This window comes from Ruegeria sp. ANG-R (genome assembly GCF_000813985.1).
Classification (GTDB): Bacteria; Pseudomonadota; Alphaproteobacteria; order Rhodobacterales; family Rhodobacteraceae; genus Ruegeria.
Genome location: NZ_JWLJ01000002.1, coordinates 96,744 through 117,418, shown reverse-complemented (window position 1 = coordinate 117,418; position 20,675 = coordinate 96,744). Strand labels below are relative to the sequence as shown.

The following is a 20,675-nucleotide window of genomic DNA, read 5'->3' as shown; positions in this document are numbered from 1 at the left end:
CTTCGAGGTATCCCATGACTTCGGCCACCCCACCGACCGGAACCGGGGCGCTAGCCAAACGCGAGGCGCGTCTGGCCTGGACGCTGCTGGCTCCGACAGTGATCAGTGTATCGCTTGTGGTGATCCTGCCCTTGCTGGCGATCTTCTGGATCAGCTTCAAGCCCTTCACCCTGTCTGACCTTCGTCCGCCTGCACCTGTGGTGCGTGAAAGCCTGCGCGGATCGGGCAACGATCTGCGGATTGAATACCGCGTCCGCAACTCAAGTCAGGACATCGCCGTTGTCGGCGTCACCCTGACCGATGTTCTGCCAGACGGCGTGACAGCGCGCGAGGTGACAAGCCCCTGCGTTCTGGACGGGCAAAACCTGTTCTGCGATTTTGGCACTCTGGAGGGCGGTCAGCGCGAACGCATCCGCATATCGGTCACCATAGACGGAGACTCGGACACGTTCGAAGACCTGATCGAAGGGTCAGAGCCCGGCGTGACCGGTAGCGGACCCAGCGTCCTGACCAATCTTGAATTCAGTCTGGAAAACTACGCCCGTGTTTTTGATGGGGACGAGTTCTGGGGCGTGCTATGGGTCACGCTGTTCTATACGGTTGTCGGCACCATCGGGGCCTTGGTGATGGGCCTGTTTGCGGCCTTATTGCTGAATAAAAGCTTCAAGGGGCAGGGGTTCATTAGGGGCCTCTATCTGTTCCCCTATGTGGCCCCAGTCATCGCCGTGGCCTTCACTTGGGTCACTCTGTTCGATCCGTTCTCGGGCTCGGCCAACGCATTGTTGGTACAGATGGGCCTGAGCAGTGAGCCGATCAATTTCTTCGGGGAACGCCCTCTGGCGCTGATCATGGTAACCGTGTTCGAGATATGGCGATACTTCCCGCTGTCCTTCCTGTTCATTCTGGCCCGGATGCAATCCATCGATTCCAGCATGTATGAGGCGGCGGATATGGACGGAGCTTCCCCGTTCCAGAAGTTCTGGCTTCTGAGTATCCCGCAATTGCTGGGCATCCTTTCGGTTCTGTTCCTGCTGCGTTTCATTTGGACGTTCAACAAGTTCGACGACATCTTCCTGCTGACCGGCGGCAACGCGGGCACCCGCACGCTGACCGTGAACGTCTATGAACAGGCCTTTGCAATTTCAAACATCGGGGCAGGCGCGGCTGTAGCCGTCGTAATCCTGCTCTGCTTGATAGCGTTCAGCTTCGTCTTCTTCCGTTTCATCAGCCGAGAGGAGGGTTTGTGATGCGCAAAGGTTATATTGCCGGCCCGCTACTGGGCGCGCTTTGGCTGGTGGTGATCGCCACAACTGTTGCCATTACCATGTCATTCTCGACCGGGGCGGCGTTCCGGCCGCAGGTTCTGCTATGCCTGATCTGGGGAGCCGCAGCCGGTCTGGTCTATGTCCGCTTTCCGCTGCCGCACGCACCAGCCCGCTTTGGCATTTCGGTGCTGTTGGGTCTGTCCTGCCTGACCGGGTTTGGGCCGGTTCTGATCGGCTCTGGCACATCCCTGCAGGCGGCAGTGGTCACGGTGGTCGCGATGACAGGTGTGATGCACCTTTCCATGGCTGCAATTCTGAAAGAGACGCCGTTCGGTGAACTCACCCGCCACGAATATGAAGAGGCGGTGATCCGCTTCTGTACCGGCTTCGGCTATATCTTCTTTACCGCGATCGTGATCATCCCGTTCTATGTGATGGTGATGACCAGCCTGAAATCGCAGCAAGCCTTGTTGCAGAACCCGCTGGATTTCTCGGTCGATCTGTCCCAAGGCACCGAACTGTTCCGCAGCTATTCCGAACTGTTCCGCGATTTCAACTTCGGCACCTATCTTTGGACCTCGTTTTACGTTTCGGTTCTGACGGTGTTCATCACGTTGCTATTCAGCGTACCGGGTGCCTATGCCGTGGCACGGTTCCGGTTCAAAGGGCAAAAAGCGTTCTCGCGCTCGATCCTGCTGATCTACATGGTGCCAATGATCGTTCTGGCGCTGCCGATCTATATAGCCTTCTCGCTGACCGGGTTGCGCAATTCCATCCTCGGCATCGTCATGATCTACCCGGTCACGACGATCCCCGTCGCGCTTTACATGCTGCAAGGCTATTTCCGCGGTCTGCCGACTGAGGTGGAAGAGGCCGGTCTGATGGACGGCCTGTCGCGGCTGGCAGTGATCTGGAAGATCACACTGCCGCTCAGCCTGCCGGCGCTGGCGTCGGTGTCGCTCTATGTCTTCATGATTGCCTGGAACGAGTTCCTGCTTGCCTTCATGCTGCTGGACGACCCGTCGAAATTTACCCTGACCCGAGGCGTCACGATGCTGAACTCCTCGGAAATCCCCCGACAGCACCTGATGGCCGGTGCGGTGATCGCGACCGTCCCGATCATGGCGCTGTTTTTGGGGCTTGAACGATTCATGACCAAGGGCCTGACTGCGGGGTCCGTCAAAGGATGACTGAGATGAACCAACATACAAACCCCGACCGCGAGGCGCGAAACATCCTGATTGCCAATGATCGTGGCGGCTACACCATCCCCACCGAAGGGCTGTACCCCTACCAGTGGAACTGGGACAGCGCGATTGCAGCGCTTGGCTTTGCCGAGTTCGACATCGACCGCGCCTGGACCGAGATTGAGACGCTTTTCTCAGGACAATGGGACGACGGCATGGTGCCACACATCCTGTTCCACCAGCAGGATGATGGTTATTTCCCCGGCCCGGATGTCTGGGGTGGCCACGGGCCGATCCCGTCCTCGGGCATCATCCAACCCCCGGTGGCTGCAACCGTCGCACGCAAGATCTGGGAAAAAGACGGTGGCGCAGGCGAAGATCGAATTCGCACGCTGTTCCCGGCTTTACTGGCTTGGCATCGATGGATCATGAAATGGCGGCTTGATGATCATGGCGCCGTTTGCACCACCCACCCCTGGGAAGCCGGGCGCGACAACGCGCCAGATTGGGACAAGGCGATGGAGGGCGTCGACCCCACAGGCGTTGGAGAGTATCAGCGTCGCGACACAAGCCACGTCAACAGCGCCGATAGGCCGACCAAATACGACTATGATCGTTATATCAAACTGGTTCAGATCGGGTGCGAGGTCGACTGGGACCAACAGAAACTGCTGAGTCTGAACCTATTCCGGGTTGCCGATCCAACGATGACCTTCATCACCCTGCGCGCCGCGCGCGATCTGATGGTGATCAGCGACAAACTCGGCATCGCTGCTGACGGGGTAAGCGATGACATTCAAAAGCTCGAAGAAGGCGCGCGATCTTTGTGGAATGAGGCGCTGAACTCGTTTGACTCGCGCGATGCGCTGACCGGCGAATGGGCGGGAAGCGTCTCTAACGCGTCTTATCTTTGCTGGTATGCAGGTCTGGAGTCTCAATCCATGCTGGAGCGGTTGCAGGGGACGCTTGCGAATGTGCCTTTCCCGGTTCCCAGCTATGACCCTGCGATGCCCAATTTTGACCAGCGCAGGTACTGGAGGGGTCCTACCTGGGGATTCATGAATATGCTGATCGGGTTTGGACTGGTCGATATGGGACACCTACCGGAAGCCGAGGTACTACGCCAGAAAACGTCGCAATTGATCGCAACGAACGGCTTTGCGGAATACTACGATCCACTCATCGGCAGCCCCGCCGGCGGCAATTCATTCACGTGGACTGCAGCCGTCTGGCTGCACTGGGCAGGGAGGAAATAATGGGTAGCATTGAACTGAAATCCGTCGAAAAATGGTTTGGCTCGGCCCAAGTGATCAAGGGCGTAGACCTCAAAATCGAAGAGGGAGAGTTCATTGTTTTCGTGGGCCCGTCTGGCTGCGGAAAGTCCACATTGTTACGCATGATCGGTGGGCTTGAGGACATTTCTCGCGGATCGCTTTTGATCAACGACAAAGATGTCACGGACCATCCGCCTTCCAAGCGGGGTCTAACCATGGTCTTTCAATCCTACGCACTTTACCCGCACCTGACGGTCGCCGAGAATATGGGGTTCTCCCTCAAGGTGGCTGGCACTCCGAAGGCTGAAATTGCCGAGCAGGTCAACAAGGCCGCCGAGGTTCTCAAGCTGGGGCCGTTTCTGGAGCGTCGACCCAAGGACCTTTCGGGCGGCCAGCGGCAGCGCGTCGCGATTGGCCGCTCTATCGTACGCGATCCAACTGCATTTCTGTTCGACGAACCGCTTTCTAACCTTGATGCGGCCCTTCGGGTCGAAACACGTTACGAAATTGCGAAGCTTCACCAAAACCTGAAGCGAACGATGATCTATGTAACCCATGACCAGGTCGAAGCAATGACCTTGGCCGATCGTATCGTCGTTTTGGAATTCGGAAAAATCGCACAGGTTGGCACGCCGCGTGAGCTGTACGAACGGCCTGCAAATCTATTTGTGGCCCAATTCATTGGTAGCCCCAAGATGAATATTCTGCCGTGTACGACGAAGGACGGTAGCTACAGTTTGAAGCATGGTCGCAGTGGCAGTTTTGACCGCTTGGGAACGGCCACCAGTCTTGGCGTGCGGCCTGAGCATATTGACGTGGTTGAGGCGGGAGAAGGTCAAACGGATGGCATCATCGAAGTCATAGAATACCTGGGCGCAGACACGTTCCTGATCGTTGATTGTGGTGGTGAAGAAAACGTCACAGTGCGCCTGAACGGCGATACGGCATTGAAACCCGGAGAAAAGATCGGGCTGCAGTTTCCGCAGGACAAGTTACACTTTTTTGGCGAAGATCGGTTGGTTTTGGCAGGCAGAGGGTAACTTTCGCTTAGCAACTCTCTTACTCAGGCGGTTTGATTAGACCATTGGTGCTTCAAACCCCCGACCTGTATCGCCGGATACACAATATGCTCCTGACCGAGATCGGCGCTGTTCTTCCGATAGACGCGATCAAGTCGATAGATGAACTGAATGGCACGCGAAGGCACGATAGATTCATATTGGCACGTGGCGCTAATGGGTCGGCTTTCCCGTTTCACGAACGCGCAAGGTCAATGTGAGCGTATCAAAAATACCCCGTTCCCGCGTCAAGTTGCTGAGGTCGGACGCATTTTCAGCTGGATTTTCATCTTTCTGCTCCCGCTGGCGTTTAGCGATAAACCCTCTGTCGTTTCAGGCATGGATACATCGACCTTGTCTATTATCGTAATCGACTGGCTAACGCTTGCCCCGATCGGCGCCTTGGTTTGTTGGATATTTTTTGTGACCGAACGCGTAAGTGCCTCGATGGAAGATCCGTTCGAAGGCGACGTGAACGATGTGCCTATATCAGCCTTATGTCGGTCCATCGAAATTGATCTAAGACAGATGGCTAGTTGTGGAGTACCACCCAAACCTGCGGAGCCAATAGATCAATCTTTATATTAACCGGGGTCTAGCGGCCGTTTGCTTACAAGATCAGAGCGTCGAGGCGTAAGCGGCCCGAACTGAACAATGTTCTGGACCAGCTCCGCCACGGTGACATTGTCACCAAATATAACCTCTCCCAATCCAACGCGCAAAATGGCATGCAGCATCAGATAGCGTCAATCTGCTTTAGAAGAGAGATTGGACAGCACCATCAGATCCTTCTTCGGTGTAATGCGTTTCGGTTTGAAATTGCACTGGCGAGGAAATCCTTATGTTGCTCGGCCTCACCGCAGGCCGAGTAACAATTGCAAATACGCCTCAGGCGATGGACATTCCGAGCGCTTCGAGTTGGAGCGTTAATACGCTTCCTGCTTCAGTGATTGAATTCCAGTCATAAGCTGTCAGATTTTTCAGGTCCAGATCTTCGGCCTGAATATCCTGAAGCGTCATTGTATGGCCGCCGTTACCGATGACTTCAAAGACCAGATCACCTTCGACTTCGGTGACTGACACGTCACGCTCGCTCAACGCGTTGAAGTCGATGACGTCCTCAGCGGGATCGAAGCCAGAAATCTGAGACTTGGCGCCCCAGTTCCAGGTCAGCTCGGCCAAATCGGCCCCTGCTCCAAATGTCTCGACATCCGGAGTTGAATTTTCATCCGGATCGGTTGTCGTACCCCCGCTGTCCGGCTGGGTAGATCCGCCCTTCAAGTCTCCTGTTCTGGTCTGATGGCCATCGGTTGTCGCACCTGCCGGGGCTTCGGGCGTCAGCAGCATTGTGCGGTCTACCAGTGTTACATCGTTTTGATCAAAGCCAAAGGGCACCTCAAGGTTATCCTCCATCACCTGATCGAAATGGAATTCGACCAGACCGGGCACCAAGTCAGCTTTGGTTACATCTGTCAGAGTGACGCTTTGTCCAGTCGGCAGGGACGAGATGACTAATCCCTCGGTGCTATCCTCGACGCTGAGGCGTTCGCGGGTTCCGAAATACAGAAAGCTGATCTTCATTGTAGACGGATCAAAGCCATCAATGATTTCGTGCACTCCGTATTCGTGGCTGCGAACATAGACGGTGTCGGCTACACGGGGTCCTATGCCTTGCTCCCAACTGATGACGCCGCCGATATCCTGACGGAAATGTTCGTTGCCAACCACACCCAAGCTGTCGATGGTCACGTCCTGGAAAGTGACGCCTTGCACGATTTGCGCCGCGTCTGACCACGGGCTGTCAACGACGATCTCTCCGGCCTCGGATTTGGTGACAATCATGCCGTGTACAGACGTGCCGCCGAAATCCAGTTCGTCCACGCCAGGGCGGAACCCGGTTATGTCATCGGCATTGCTGTCGGCCCGGTATTTTGAACCGCCCGCATCTGTGGTCCCGGTGGTTACAGGTGGATTTGATCCATCTGTATCGTAGCTGAGCCCATACCCTTCACCGGCACCCGGAATAACGACGACCTGTCCTAGGGCTGAGGATACCTCGTTTAGCACAGCTTGATCCGTAATTGAGAAGTTGCTGACCGACAGATCGGACAAGCCAAAACCCGTGAAAGCGATCTGCTTGGTCACGTTCCCGTCGGTCAATTCGATCCGGACGGTCTGGCCCAGTGCATCCCCGCTCTCTTCAAAAATTGCGAAGCTCCCGGCCGTGATATCCGCGCCGATTTCGATGACATCGCCCATCGCGGGCATGAACCCGTCTATGACCTGGGCTGCACTGGCAAGGCTCAGGACAATATGCATGTGCTGATGGCCGTTGCCACCTCCCCCCGGTGTGGTGACGCCGGCCCCCACAAGGCTCAGCACCTCGGTCGCTGCGGTATCGTCCAGAATGGTGAAGTTTGCGGCACTCAGGTCGGCGAGGGTGACACCGCTAAGTGTCGTGGTCTGATTGTTCGACGGAATGGCGAACACGACCGAGCCATTCACTTCACTGACATCCAGTGCGTCCGCGCCGACCCATGAGATAAAGATCGTACCGGTCGCTGGATCGAAATCCGAGATCGTGACACTCGTGCCCCAGGCCCATGTTATTACAACATCCGCGGTGGTCTCGGTGGTACCCGCTGTGCCGTTACCGGTCGGAGCGGGGGGCGTGGTCGACGGAACGACCGGCGGAGACGTGTTGTCGGTATCGGTGCCTCCTCCGGTGTCTGTTGGCAAAATGCCATCCGTGTAAACCTTGATCGCATCGCCTATCGAAGGCGCGTCATAACCACCGAACTGCGAAATATAGCGCAAGATCGACGTGCCGTATTCATCGACAGACACGTTCCCGCCCTGAAGAAGTGACAATGTGCCCCAAGCGCCGCGCAGATGAGCAGCGGCCATGATGCCTGTCAGACCGAGGGTCACGGACACTTCTTGACCATTCTCGATATAGGTGCGGGTTGTGCCGATATAGTCCGACAGGCTTTCCCCCTGATGTCCCAGCCCGGTTTCAATAACCTGAAGGTTATATCCGAAGGCTTCCTGTATGGCGCGCTCCTGCGCTTGGGCGGTGGTAAAATCCGCCAGAGAATTGACCCCGTTTTTCCCGGTCCAGATTCCGTCCCACGTGTTCGATGCAGCGCCGTTTCCGTAATAGACGTCATCGGTGTAATACCCCAGGTCGATCAGCAATGCCTCGCCGAATTGATAGCCGACAAAACCCAATGAGTTCATCGAACGATAGGACATGGCGTCCCATTCATCACTACTCAGATCCGACCAGTTGGAGTAGTTTGGATAGAAATCTGTGACCACCCCTCCGGCCCATTGGTTCAGTTGCCAATCCTGAATGACCCCAGCATCATAGCGATCTCGATCCCAACCAGATTCAAACGCACGCAAGGCATCACGAAATTCTTCATATGTTCCATTACTCATCTTGAAACAGACTCCCATCTTGTCGTTGTTTCAGCCCAAGTATTTCGGCTTTATTAACCCGATTATTTCGGACCCAACTTGCGTAACAAGTTAGCCGTCGCGGTTATGTTAAGAGTTCATTAACGAATAAATCTGCGCGGATTCAGGCTCAGGTCAGGATTCTTAATGCGCATAAAAACGCCATTAGTCAGTGTGTTACGTGGATGTTGAGCAAGAGATCGGCGCAATTGCGCAAGTCTTTGCCAAATTTGGAGTGTCGCAATAATTAACTTTGCATAATTGCCGGATCGAATTGTTAAGGAAGCCCCAGCCGATCCAGACCAGCTGAGGCAATATAATTAATCAGGCGATTATCAGAGACCCCAGTCTTGCGACTGCTGAGCCGTCAATTCGCTGATATGCTGCATGACGTCGAAATGCTCGTCAACACCCTGAACGCTGATCACCTTTTGGCCATTTGCCGTGATCCAGTGAGTGCTGGAACGCCATTCGATCTGAAGTTGATCCATAGACGAGATCCCGAACCCTTCCAGATCGATGACAATCGAGTCATCAGCCTCAAAATCCCGGATCACCTGACCGCCATACTGGCTGCCCGGACCGGTGATGACAAAAGTATCGCTGCCTTCACCGCCGAATAGGCCGGCAAAACCTGCCTCAGTCGATTGGTCCGCATCGAGAATGATCACGTCATCTCCATCTCCGCCATATGCGTTGGTGAACAACGCGCCTTTGCGGATCATGAGGATGTCATTCCCCTCACCCCCATCAAGTGTGGTCAGTGAATGGCCACCGCCGATGAGAAAGTCGTCTCCGGCACCACCATAGAGGTTGGTCAGATCGTTGCCGTCACCACCAACCATATAGTCCCAGCTATCGGTACCATGACCGGTTTCGCCGGTTTCAACATCGAACCGGTTGCCGTATTTTTCGAACCACGCCAGCGTGTTCGAAGCAAAGGCAGGCTCATAGACGATTTCACCGTCCTGAAGGCTGCGCAGATCGATATAGGATGGGTCAAATCCGTTTCCGTCATCGTCATAGCGCACGATGACCTCATCAGTGGACTTGCTGAACAGTACGATCTGACCGTTTTCGATACGGTGATCCAGATCGAACCAACCGGTCATGCCATAGGCGTCGAGGTCGATTTCGATCCGGTCGCCTTCGTTGGCGTCGAAATCGGTGATCGTGTTCTCGCCTCCGTCCAGAACGAAAGTGTCAGCTCCGGCGCCACCGGTCAAAGTGTCGTTACCTTCACCCGAAACCAATGTGTCGTTGCCTTCTCCGCCATCCAGGATGTCGTTTCCACCCAGCCCGTTCAGGACGTTATCGCCACTATCGCCGGTCAGACGGTCATCGAATTGGCTGCCAATGACGTTTTCCACCTCGTAGACATAATCACGCCAATTCGCATCTGTGTGACCGTAGTATTCAACGCCGTTCACCTCGAAGTAGTTTTTGCCGTCTTCCTTGCGCATGTCCACGGTGACACCACTGCTGGCATCCAGATACGCGATGGTATCGTTGTCGGCGCCGCCGTAGATGTAGTTAATTCCAGACCCGGCGATGAAAAGGTCGTCGCCGCCAAAGCCCCAGAATTTGTCATCGCCAGCGTTACTTTCCTCACCATCTTCGCCGAACCGGTTATATCCCATAAGGATATCGCCGTAATCCGTACCAAAGAGTTTGTCAGCAACACCATCTTCCCCATAAAGCTCGGTGCCGCCATAAGCACCCAGCATCAGGAACTTGCTGCTGCCCAATGCGTCAAGCGATCCGTTCGGCAAATCAAAGGACTGGCCCGAATTCATGTCGACGCCGTTTTTGTCGATGAAAAGCGCGCTTTCGATGATCTGATTTGCCCAAGCTTTCCGGGTGGTCAGATTATCCCAATCCAAACTTGCAGGGAAAGAGTTCTTCAGATCGTCCCAGTAGATGACAGCGATCAGTTGGGGAGTGTCGTTCGATTCATCATAGATCCGAAACGCCTGTGCCTTTGGCAGACCATCATGCTTGATAGTGATGTCGTCAAAGTTGTCCTCGGTCAATGGAATGATGATCGTATCCTGTGTCGGATCGAAATCACGCACATGCGTGGCATTGCCATCCTGGAACTCGCCGCCGGCTTGGCCGCCCATATTTGAGAGCGCTTCGCCCATTCCGAAGAACAGCTTCACCAAACCGCCCAGCGGCCCGGGCAAAATGGCCTTGGCAGCCGCACCCATGCCTGTCCACAATCCATTGGCCATGTAATCCGTAAAGTCTTTGCCATCGTTTGCGGGCGCATTTGCATCGCCAAGTACGAATGTGTCAAAGCCAGAGCCGCCCCACAACTGGTCATTGCCGACTTGGCCATCCTTGTTACCGGAATACAGCCAATCATTATCGGCGCCGCCATAAAGCGTATCCACACCGGTTCCGCCTAAAAGAACATCGTTGCCGATGCCACCATAGATTAGGTCATCATCAGCACCGCCATCGATATAGTCATTGCCTGTTCCACCGCTGAGCGTGTCGTTTCCGGCTTGGCCGAAGATCACGTCATCTCCACCCATGCCAAAGATCTTGTCATCATGCTTGTATGAGCTCCCGCTATGCTTGTCAGCGCCATAGATCACGTTGCCTTTGTCATTGCCGATCACGCCTTCTTCGACACGATAGACGACGTCTTTTTTGCCGCCTTTCTTGTGGTCAAAGTGATGAAAAATGTTGTTGGTGAAGTTGGTCTCGTTCTCACCCATCCATTTAACAAAGCCGGCTTTGACCTTCTCGGTCACTTCGATCCTGCTGTAATTGGTGGGATACTGGAAAGACTTCTTGGACCAATACTCATGATCATAACCGTTGAAGTGCATCTGATCAGGCGTCATCCCAATCTCGGGATCAACTTCATTGGCCGTACCTGAAGGCTGAACTTCATAGGACGTATCGGCGATCATTTCTGGTAAGATCGATGCATCGGGGTCAGCAAGCGATGCCTGCCCGGAAGACTCCAGCGGTTCACAGTTCGTCTTCACCGAGAGAAGCTCTTTGTTCTGTTCTTCGAGAGCATCATCTGTTTTGACCGAGCCCATCGCAAAAGATTGGTTGTTGGATTTGTTTACATGTTTCATTTTCTTTCCTCCTATTTCCTCGATGGTTGGTGTCCGGTTGTCGGGCCCATACGCATCGCGGATCATAGGAAAGATGTGGTTTTCCAGGCCGTTGATCTCAACCGCGGAAAGCCCGTTAAGTTGTTACAAAGTATGACAAAAATAGAAATCACAGCCTGAGGAAGCCGGCAATCCGGCTGGCGCCGTTTAAGGCCCCAGCCGGTGAGTATGGTTTTCCTTCTGCTTGTCCGGGCGTCTGTTTCGATAGGAACCTCGACGCCCGGGATTTGGGTGCGCAGCGAGAGATGATCGCTGAGTTTCGCCCCACTTAGACGACCAAGTCGACAAAGAAGCTGTCAGTCGGAACCGGGGTCCCACAGATGTCTTCACCGCCCGCAGTCGGTACGATTTCGCACAGCGGCGGCGGGGTCATTTCCATCTCGTCCTCCGGAATCTCGGTGCCGCATTTGGGCAAAGGCATGATCGGGGGTACGGCAATGACGTCGTCACCCTGGTCTAGAACAATCGGATCAAAAGGCAGCGGGTTCACTGCGACCAAATCCTCACCATCCTGAGGCACCGGGGTGCCGCAGCGCGGATCAGGCATAATCGGGGAAACCGCAGTGACATCGTCACCTTCACCGGCAGGAACTGCGCCAAATGGCAGAGGCGCTACCGCGACCAAGTCATCACCCTGACCGGCAGGAACCGCACCGAAAGGCAGTGGGTTTACTGCGACCAGATCATCGCCGTCCTGCGGAACCTCGGTCCCGCATCTCGGGTCAGGCATGATTGGAGATACTGCGGTAAGGTCATCACCTTCTGCGGCCGGCACTGCACCATAGGGTAGCGGGTTCACCGCAACCAGATCTTCGATGGGATCGGCAACCAGCGGATCAACCGGCAGCGGGTTTACGGCCACCAGGTCTTCACCATCGTTCGGCACTTCGGTGCCGCACTTGGGAAAGGGCAGGATCGGGGGCACGGCGATCACATCGTCATTGGCCGACTCGAAGCGTGTAGTGGTTACATTTGTCATAGTATTTCTCCTTGTTTCACACGTTGTTTAACACCCAAAAAATGTTGAAAACTTCCTCCTCGGGTATGATAAAAAGGTGGTTATTCCGGCCCGGTGTTACAATGCGGAAAAGGGGTCTAAAATGTTACAAAGTATGACAAAAATCTCTCTCAAAGCATTAATTTGAGCCTACATAAACCCGCTAGATCGGCTTGGATTTCACCCGCCGCTAGATTGCAAAAAAACCAGCGCCATTTCTGGCGCTGGTCATGCCTTTTAGTCTGCGGCCAATGCCGTTCCGTCAGACTGATCAAACCTCGCGGAAGGTCGTCCGGATCTGCTTGCTGAGTGGGTCGATCAGATACTCGAACAAGGTTCGTTCCCCGGTCGCTATATAGACCTCGGCTGGCATACCTGGCAGCAGGTTGAGCTGACGTTCTTCCAGCAGCGCGAACGCATCTTCATCCAGAGCGACCCTGGCCTCGTAGTACGGCATTCCCGAGATTGGATCGGTTTTGAGGTCAGCGGAGACAAACTCGACGTTGCCATCCAATCGGGACACAATGTGCTGGTCAAAGGCTGCGATAATCACACTGGCCGATTGCCCCACTGCAACGTTGTTGATGTCCTGCGGCATAACGCTGGCTGTCACGACCAAACCGTCCCCCTCGGGCACGATCTGCATCAAGGTCTCGCCCGGCGATACAACGCCGCCAACCGTATGCACCATCATCTCGTGTACGATCCCGTCCGTCGGAGCCCGAAGATCGACCCGGGCCAGTTGCAGTTCCGCAGCGCTGCGGCGTTCCTTCAGACCGTCCAGTTCGACCTCAAGCGCTGAAATCTCGTTCATAACTTGCTCGCGGAAAGTCTTTTCCAGTTGCAGTATATTGATCCGCGTTTCACTGATCCGACCACGGGCGACGGCGATGCGCGAGATCAGACCTCCGCTATTGCCAACCAGACCGCTGCGCTGACGCTTCAGGGCGGTCACGCGGGTTTCTGGCGTCAGGCCTTTTTCCAGCAGTTGCTGCTGGCCGGCAAGTTCGCTTTCGATCAGTTCGATCTCTTCCTCTGCCGCGTCGCGCTGCGCTTCGAGGCCGATGATCTCCTGCTCAATCTGCGTGATCTGTTCGGTCAACGCAGCAACCTCTCCGTCCTGGGACAGACGACGTGCTTCCATTACCGCCCTTTGGCTTGCCAAGGCACGCTGAACTTTGGCCTCATCTTTTCGCGACATGAGTTCATCGGACAGCACCAGATCATCCAACCCATCCCGCTCGGCTGTCAGACGGGCCAGTTGCGCTTTGATCGCGACAAGCCTGTCATCGACCAGCGCCTGACTTCCTGAAAGCAGCTGGTCGTCGAGCGTCAGAACCACATCTCCGGCCAGAACACGATCTCCGTCTCTGACGTGAATGTCTCCAACGATGCCGCCGTCGGGATGCTGTACGGCGCGGAGGTCAGATGAGACCACGACATTGCCAGATGTCACAACCGCGCCGGACATGCGTGCCGTCGTCGCCCAACCGCCAAAGCCAATGGCAAGTACAGCGATAGCGACCAGGCCAAATCCGATGGATCGGATAGAGCTGTCCTTGAAGCCTTCGATCGGGGTGTTGGAATTCGGGTTGGTTTTCATGGTCTCCTCCATTCATTCGGTTTCAACGCGGGCTCAGGTCAGCCAGCTGCAGCGGCAAGTGTTGCGTCTGCGGGCTCTGCCTGCGGGGTTTGTTTGACTGTTTTGTGGTTCGTCTGCACGGAAGCGGCGGCCTGATTGCGCTGGCGCAACCGCTCCATCACTTCGGCGCGGGGGCCAAAATCTCCGACACGGCCTTCCTCCATTATCAGAATCTTGTCGACCGAACCCAGCACGCTGGCCCGGTGGGCGATGACAATTACAATTGCGCCGCGCGCTTTGGCTGCCTGGATCGCGTGGTTCAGCGCAGCCTCACCAACGGCGTCAAGGTTCGAGTTCGGTTCATCCAGAACCACCAGGAAAGGGTTTCCATACAATGCGCGGGCAAGGGCAACACGCTGACGCTGGCCTCCGGACAGGGCCGCTCCGCGCTCGCCCACCGATGTGGCATAGCCGTCTTTGAAGCTGGCGATCAGTTCATGGACACCGGCAGCCTTGGCAGCGGCAATGACCTGTTCGTCTTTCGCTTCGGGATCAAAGCGCGCAATGTTCTGGGCGATGGTGCCGTCAAACAGTTCGACATCCTGCGGCAGAAAGCCGATCTGAGGGCCCAGTTCTTCAGGCAAGTATTGATCGATCGGCACACCATCAAGGTTGATATTGCCTTTGGCTGCCGACCACGCACCAACCAAAGTGCGGGCGAGGGTCGACTTGCCACTGCCGGTCGAACCGATAACAGCCAGTGCTTCACCCGCCTTCATGTCAAACCCTACGCCTTTGAGAACAGCGGTGGTTGCCATAGGGGGGGCAGCGATCAGCCCATCGACGGTCAGTGATTTTTGCGCTTTGGGCAGCGAGATTCTATGATCCGCCTCGTCACCCGACAATGTGGTCTTCAGCTGTGCCCAAGCCTGCCGGGCCGCCACGAGGCTGCGCCAGCTGCCGACAAGGGTTTCGATGGGCTGCAGGCCACGGGACATGATGACCGAAGCGGCGACAATCGAGCCTGCCGAGATTTGCCCGTGGATGGCTAGATAAGCCGCGACCGCCAGGACGCCAGACTGTAGCGCAAGACGGAAGACCTTGGTAAAGCTGCCCGAAACACCAACCGTTGTTGCGGCATTGGCGCTAGCACCAAGATGCAGGTCGTTCACATCTTGCCATGTCCGGCCCAGATTGGACTGCATGCCCATGGCGCGGATCATCTCGGCGTTGCGGCGGCTGGCTTCGGCCAGACGAGTGCGCCTGGCTGCATGTTCAGACTGAACGCAAGCCGCAGCGCGCACTTTGATTTCGGTGACAATCGCGATGGCGATCAGAGCCACAGCGCCGACGACACCAACAAGACCCAGCCAAATATGCATGGCAAAGACAAGGCCCAGATAAACCGGGATCCAGGGCAGATCAAACAGTGCACCCGCACCCTGACCTGACAGGAAGCTACGAATTTTCTCGACATCCTGAATGGCCGCGGCAGGATTTCCACCGGGGCGCGTGCGCGAAGGTTCGGTCAGCGCGCAGTCAAACGCGGTCCGGGTCAGGCGTTGTTCAAACCGATGGCCCATGGCAACCAGCACACGGGTCCGCGCACCGTCAATCAAAGCCATGAACAGATACAGACCGGCCACCAGCGTGCTGAGCGCGACAAGCGTGTTCACACTCTGGCTGGACATGACGCGGTCATAGATCTGGAGCATGAAAATCGGCCCCGTAAGCATCAGCAGGTTCACGGCACCGCTGAACACGCCAGTAGCGATCAGGTTGCCGCGGAGTGCGCGACGCGCGTCGGCGAGTTGCGGGTGAACGGACGAATGGGAATTCATAACGGGCCTCCAATAATCATGTCTGTGCGAAATACGTGGGAGCCCGCAGAGTAAGCCCCAAGCTTTTGTCACACTTTGATTCATTTGGCTTTTCTGCCTTTAGCGGGGCGAGTTGACTGAACCGCACGCTCAGCCATGTTCTGGGTCAGGGCCCAAACCCCTCAAATCCGTCGCTGCACCACAGATGCAATTTCCGCTTGGGAAAGCAGCCGAAATTGAACTAGCGTCCTATCTAAGGGGATGGGTTACGGAGACTACGCGCGATGCGCTGGAATGATCTGACACTTCGAACACAGGTTATGAGCATCGTGCTCATCAGCTGGGCGATTGTCGGCGTGTTCTCGGTTGTCACCGACTTGGTTCAGATCCGCAGTTCTCGCGCTGAAGAGATCCGAAATCGGGGCGATGCCTTTCTTGCTCAGGTCGTTTCAACTCTGGCCCATTTACCGCCTGACAGCCGCGCTGAAGCGGCGCTTGGCTTCTTTCCGGCGGAATGGAGCGTCAGAGTAGGCACGCGGGATGCAGCAACCGCTCTGGTACATGGCCGCCAACGACCGAACATGGCGGAGTGGCTGGCGGCGCGGCTGGAACACCGAGGGATCGCTGTCGCGGAACTGTCCGTGGCAGAGACAGTCATTGACGCCAGACACGACCAAAGCGCGCTGCTGCAACTGTTCAATAGTCACGCGGGCGAACCCCTCGACGCAGAAAGCGTTGACGCGTTTCTGGTAAACGTTTTCTCGGTACGGCTCAAAGATGACGAGGAGTGGCTGAACTGCTATTTGCTGATGCAAAACAAGAGCATCGCGCCTTTGGTCATTGTTGGCTCTATCGACAGCCTTGTCGCACTTACCCTGCTCTGTATTCTCGCATTTCTCATCCAGAAAGTCATGCGCCCGCTCAGCGCCATGGCCGTCAATGCCGAGTTGATTGGCCGCGGTGAAGAGGTCGGCCCGCTGATCGAGACAGGTGCCATCGACATCCGCCATACGATCATCGCGTTCAACCGTATGGAAGCCCGGATTGTTCTGGCGCTCGAATACAAGACCACCTTGCTTCGTAGCCTTGGGCATGACCTGAAAGGGCCGATTGCCCGGATGCAAGACGCCATCGAGAAACTGGAGCCAACGGCGCCCAAAGAGCAGCTTCTCAATCGGTTAGATACCCTGAGCGAAATTGTGAACTCTGTCACCGACCTCAATCGCGAAACGCATCACGATGGAGATCTTGTGCGATTGGATCTGCGCTCATTGATCGAAGCTCTGGTCGAAGAGCAGGTGGATGCAGGCCGCGACGTGACCTACACCATCGAGCAGTCTTCCATAGTGAACGGGCGCCACAATGCGCTTACCCGTGTTCTGCGAAATCTCCTGGAGAACGCGGTCAAATATGGCGGTCGTACAAGTGTTACTCTGACCAGAGTAGATGACATGGCCGCAATTCACATCGACGATGAAGGGCCGGGCATCCCGGCCGAACAGTTAGAGACCGCATTTGAACCATTCCAACGACTCGGCGCTGAGGGGCCCGGCAGTGGGCTTGGACTGGCGATTGTCAGAACCATTGTTGTTGATCAGGGCGGCACCGTGTCTCTGGAAAACCGTGCAGGCGGAGGCCTGAGGGCAAGCGTCTTCCTACCGATTGATAAGCACAATTAGCCGGGTCGGAAAATGTAGCCCTGCCCCCAAACAGTGCGGATATGTTCGGGATTGGCAGGATCGCTCTCGATCTTGGACCGCAATCGCTTGATCAAGGCATCAACACTGCGGTCGCCTGCCCCACCGTGTTGCCTTGTGCGTGCGACGGCCAAAAGGTCCTCCCGCGTGCAAAGAACATCCGAGTTCTCGACGAAAAACCGCATGACCCGCGCCTCACTTGAAGTCAGGGTGATCACTCGTCCATCTTCATGCTTGAGGTGTCGTTCGTTTTCGACAAGCTCCCAAGGACCAAATCGGGTCAGGCGTTTTTGACTTTCCTGGCCCGCTTGCCGACGTCTCATGAGCGCCCGAATACGAGCCAAAAGCTCAAGATCATTGAAGGGTTTGATGATATAGTCGTCCGCACCCAGCTCGAGCAATGAAATGCGCTCGGCATCGTCGTCAATCGAACTGATCATGATGATCCCGGCATCAAGACGCGAAGCAATCTCTCGGCAAAGCACTTTACCGCTTGTGCCCGGCATTACGAGATCCAGCAGAAAAAGATCATAATCCTCGGATTCTATCTTCTCTCGGGCCGTTGGAACATTTGGCGCATGATCAATCTGGTAGCCTTTGTGACGCAGGAAAACACAGACATTCTCGGCAAATTCCACATCGTCGTCACAGATTAGAATCCGTTCGTCGATAACAGTGGACCCGTCTGCGGCGTCATTCATTCTGTAAGCTCCTCTGGAGAAGATTTCCGCTGTGATAACAGCATCGGGCATCACACAGTGTCAACGGCGTAGCCATGAACGTTGCAAGTTCCAAGTACGGTGCATCAAGAGGTTGTGTTGCAAAGCTTTTTGCTAGCCGAGGAGATTGCATCGTGTCTTCAAGTTAAGCAGCCAACTCAGCGAATTGTTTGAAAGGACAGGGTCCGGGCGTGATCTGGCCCTTGCGGATCATGTTAGCGACTTCGATTCCTGAGAGGGTTGCTTCAGCAGAATCGAAAGCTTTGAACCCCAGCATTGGCCGCGTGCGTCTGTTGATGAATCGGTGATCCTGTTCAACGATGTTGTTTGAGAACTTCTGCCTCACCATCTAGGTTGGAATCGGACATCCAAAGCCCTTCAGCATTTTGTTGATGGCTTTGATACCTGATGTGTTTGCGCCGCTTTTGTCGATGACAGTCTTTCGCGGAAGACCGTTGATCTCCAACATCCGAGCGAAGAACTTTGTGGCTGCAGGTTTGTTTCGAAGTCGAGAAAGCATGAAGTCAAGGGTCTTGCCGTGTTTGTCGACGGCCCGGTAGAGGTAAACTCACGCACTTTTCACTTTGATATAAGTTTCGTCCCTTCTCCAGAAACGGTCGCATGACCTTTTTCGGCGGCGCGCTACTTCAGCTATCGCGCCGGAGTACCGTGTCATCCATCGGTTCAGTGTGGTGTGGTCTACCGAAATACCACGCTCACCCACGATTTCCTCCAGATCACGGTACGAGACACCATATCGAACGTAGAAAAACATCCCGAAGAGGATAACTTCCTTCGGATACTGCGCACCCTTGAAAGAAATCAAGAACTGCCTTTCGGCTGAATTACACCGGCCGCTATTCACTCTCTGCGTTCTTGAGCGTCAATGGCAAAATCTTTGTAACAGATCCGTCGTTCGCTAAGAAGCGTTGCGCTCCACACCTCGTTTCAACGATCCGATGACTTCTCAAAAATTATGCGCGATCATAATGTCATCCGTGCGAGCAAAACGTAGGCCTTAAATTCTGCTGACCGCCACGTCTGGTCAGGTTATCCATACCCTGGTGTAATTCTTTAATCAGAAGCCTTGATTTCGACACAATAAGTCGATGACAACGGTACCGCGTTGGTTGAAAGTCAATCCAATAAACTACTGCAGAATGCAAGTTTTCGAGGGAATAATGGCTAAGAAAAGCGAGTCCAAGGCTTCACAAGAAGCAACGATCCTTTCAGGAGACAATCCGGAAATAATGAAGCAAATAGCCGAAGTGAGAACGCGGCTTCGCGAGACCTTCGGCAAAGTTGTGATGGCAATGATGGGCTTGCCTCGGTATCGCAATCAGACGATCGCTGATCTGCAGCATCTTGTTCTGGAACCATTAATCCGCGATCGTGTTTCGATCGCGTATCCTGCAGAGCAAGAAGAAAACCCAATGGCGGACGTTGCTGGCATGGCTATCTGGGCCAGCGTTTCCGAGGAGGTTGATGCCAAAATCCGTGAGCAGATCAAAGCTGGTGTGTTTCCTGTTCGCCTGGGCACGGACGAATGGAGCAGCGGTGAGATAAACTGGTTGCTCGACGTCATTGCACCTGACCGTAAGACAACAGCTAGCGTAATTGCGAACTTTAAGCAGGTTGTAAAAGATGGAGACCTGCGAATGCACCCGATCATAACGCGCTTGCTGGACAAAGAGACATTGGAGAAGTTGGGGGCAGTTTCACAGGCTGAAGCATGAAATGTCGCTTTCGTGTTTTGACTGTCCTCTTAGTATTTTTAGTGGTCCCAGGTGTTTTCGTGCTCTGGGAGATGTCAGGCGGGTTCGCCGATGACATCCCGGAGTTCCCTCCGGAAATGGAGGGTCACGTCATGTATTACGACCTGACGACTCGGGTGATATTCGGCACGCCTTTGGGGCCAGTGGTGGCCGAAACTACAGACCTGATACGGCATGAGGTTGGACCGTCCAACGACGGCATGGCTTACGCCAAATCTGATCCCGTTGAAGGCGAAGCGGATGTGGTGGAATTTGAGAACGGCAAACACGCGATTCTCTTACCCGGATCGATACGGCATGGGTTGCTCTATGCTTTGTATACCCGAGGGGACCCTGTACACGATGGACGTGTTTCAATTGCCATGTTTGGTCGGACGGACGACACTATTGTACTCACCGAACTGGAATATCCCAAAATCGTGATGTTCAAAGATCTGGCAGACCCCATAACTGTTCAGCGCGTAACTCCCAAAACAATCGAAGATCTGATCGGTCTTGGTTATTCGATTGAACGTGTCGAGATTGAGCCAGGACGCGACCGCCCGCGATACACCGATGAGATCGAAGCTTTTCTACCGTGGCTTTCTGAATGGCCAAGAAACTCCGCTTTGGATGGGGCGCGTTATCGCGAACATGACGCAATAAACCAGACAGCTAACTCGCTAGGCAGCTCCAGCTTTATTAGAAACAATAGGTAACTAC

General features: G+C 55.0%; 14 protein-coding genes and 1 pseudogene. 8 read left to right on the top strand and 7 right to left on the bottom strand.

What is annotated here, in order from left to right; genetic code table 11:
- The first annotated feature begins 14 nt into the window (after positions 1-14).
- The 5 genes from RA27_RS09225 to RA27_RS09205 all read left to right on the top strand — a co-directional run bounded on the left by RA27_RS09225 (position 15) and on the right by RA27_RS09205 (position 5,372).
- On the top strand, positions 15-1,247 hold the full coding sequence (locus tag RA27_RS09225) for a sugar ABC transporter permease (protein WP_039537545.1): 1,233 nt from the start codon (positions 15-17) through the stop codon (positions 1,245-1,247).
- On the top strand, positions 1,247-2,455 hold the full coding sequence (locus tag RA27_RS09220; protein ID WP_039537542.1) for a carbohydrate ABC transporter permease: 1,209 nt from the start codon (positions 1,247-1,249) through the stop codon (positions 2,453-2,455). The genes RA27_RS09225 and RA27_RS09220 overlap by 1 nt, the downstream gene beginning before the upstream one ends.
- 5 nt (positions 2,456-2,460) lie before the next feature.
- Positions 2,461-3,708, top strand: coding sequence for a hypothetical protein (locus tag RA27_RS09215; RefSeq protein ID WP_039538128.1), 1,248 nt, complete (start codon positions 2,461-2,463; stop codon positions 3,706-3,708).
- The gene (locus RA27_RS09210; protein WP_039537540.1) at positions 3,708-4,766 is read left to right on the top strand and encodes an ABC transporter ATP-binding protein; all 1,059 of its coding nucleotides are present in this window, start codon (positions 3,708-3,710) and stop codon (positions 4,764-4,766) included. Before RA27_RS09215 ends, RA27_RS09210 begins: the two co-directional genes overlap by 1 nt.
- 150 nt (positions 4,767-4,916) lie before the next feature.
- Entirely contained in the window at positions 4,917-5,372 is a 456-nt protein-coding gene (locus RA27_RS09205) for a bestrophin family ion channel (RefSeq protein WP_052265238.1), read from the top strand.
- A 300-nt stretch (positions 5,373-5,672) separates the two neighbouring features.
- Here the strand turns inward: RA27_RS09205 and RA27_RS09200 are convergent, their stop codons facing one another.
- The 5 genes from RA27_RS09200 to RA27_RS09180 all read right to left on the bottom strand — a co-directional run bounded on the left by RA27_RS09200 (position 5,673) and on the right by RA27_RS09180 (position 15,803).
- Complete coding sequence (locus RA27_RS09200) at positions 5,673-8,228, bottom strand: hypothetical protein (RefSeq protein ID WP_152610676.1); 2,556 nt, start codon at positions 8,226-8,228, stop codon at positions 5,673-5,675.
- A gap of 353 nt (positions 8,229-8,581) precedes the next feature.
- Positions 8,582-11,344, bottom strand: a complete 2,763-nt coding sequence (locus RA27_RS09195) for a hypothetical protein (protein WP_193746492.1) — start codon at positions 11,342-11,344, stop codon at positions 8,582-8,584.
- Between the two features lie 307 nt (positions 11,345-11,651).
- Positions 11,652-12,362: a hypothetical protein gene (locus RA27_RS09190; protein ID WP_039537534.1), complete on the bottom strand. Its 711-nt coding sequence runs from the start codon at positions 12,360-12,362 to the stop codon at positions 11,652-11,654.
- A 289-nt stretch (positions 12,363-12,651) separates the two neighbouring features.
- A complete protein-coding gene (locus tag RA27_RS09185; protein ID WP_193746491.1) occupies positions 12,652-13,983 on the bottom strand; it encodes an HlyD family type I secretion periplasmic adaptor subunit in 1,332 nt (443 codons plus the stop codon).
- A gap of 38 nt (positions 13,984-14,021) precedes the next feature.
- The gene (locus RA27_RS09180; protein ID WP_039537531.1) at positions 14,022-15,803 is read right to left on the bottom strand and encodes a type I secretion system permease/ATPase; all 1,782 of its coding nucleotides are present in this window, start codon (positions 15,801-15,803) and stop codon (positions 14,022-14,024) included.
- A gap of 263 nt (positions 15,804-16,066) precedes the next feature.
- Here RA27_RS09180 and RA27_RS23120 point away from each other — a divergent pair, with 263 nt between their 5' ends.
- Positions 16,067-17,461 (top strand): ATP-binding protein, encoded by a 1,395-nt coding sequence (locus RA27_RS23120; protein WP_052265235.1) that lies wholly within the window; start codon positions 16,067-16,069, stop codon positions 17,459-17,461.
- On the opposite strand, the gene RA27_RS09170 is transcribed toward RA27_RS23120, so the two are convergent.
- Positions 17,458-18,180, bottom strand: a complete 723-nt coding sequence (locus tag RA27_RS09170; RefSeq protein ID WP_039537528.1) for a response regulator transcription factor — start codon at positions 18,178-18,180, stop codon at positions 17,458-17,460. The genes RA27_RS23120 and RA27_RS09170 overlap by 4 nt on opposite strands.
- 163 nt (positions 18,181-18,343) lie before the next feature.
- A pseudogene (locus RA27_RS09165) lies at positions 18,344-18,973 on the bottom strand (IS6 family transposase).
- A gap of 406 nt (positions 18,974-19,379) precedes the next feature.
- On the opposite strand from RA27_RS09165, the gene RA27_RS09160 reads away from it, so the two are divergent.
- Together RA27_RS09160 and RA27_RS09155 are read left to right on the top strand one after the other, a co-directional pair.
- The gene (locus tag RA27_RS09160; protein ID WP_039537525.1) at positions 19,380-19,934 is read left to right on the top strand and encodes a toxin-activating lysine-acyltransferase; all 555 of its coding nucleotides are present in this window, start codon (positions 19,380-19,382) and stop codon (positions 19,932-19,934) included.
- 59 nt (positions 19,935-19,993) lie between these two features.
- Complete coding sequence (locus RA27_RS09155; protein ID WP_152610675.1) at positions 19,994-20,671, top strand: hypothetical protein; 678 nt, start codon at positions 19,994-19,996, stop codon at positions 20,669-20,671.
- Positions 20,672-20,675: the final 4 nt, after the last annotated feature.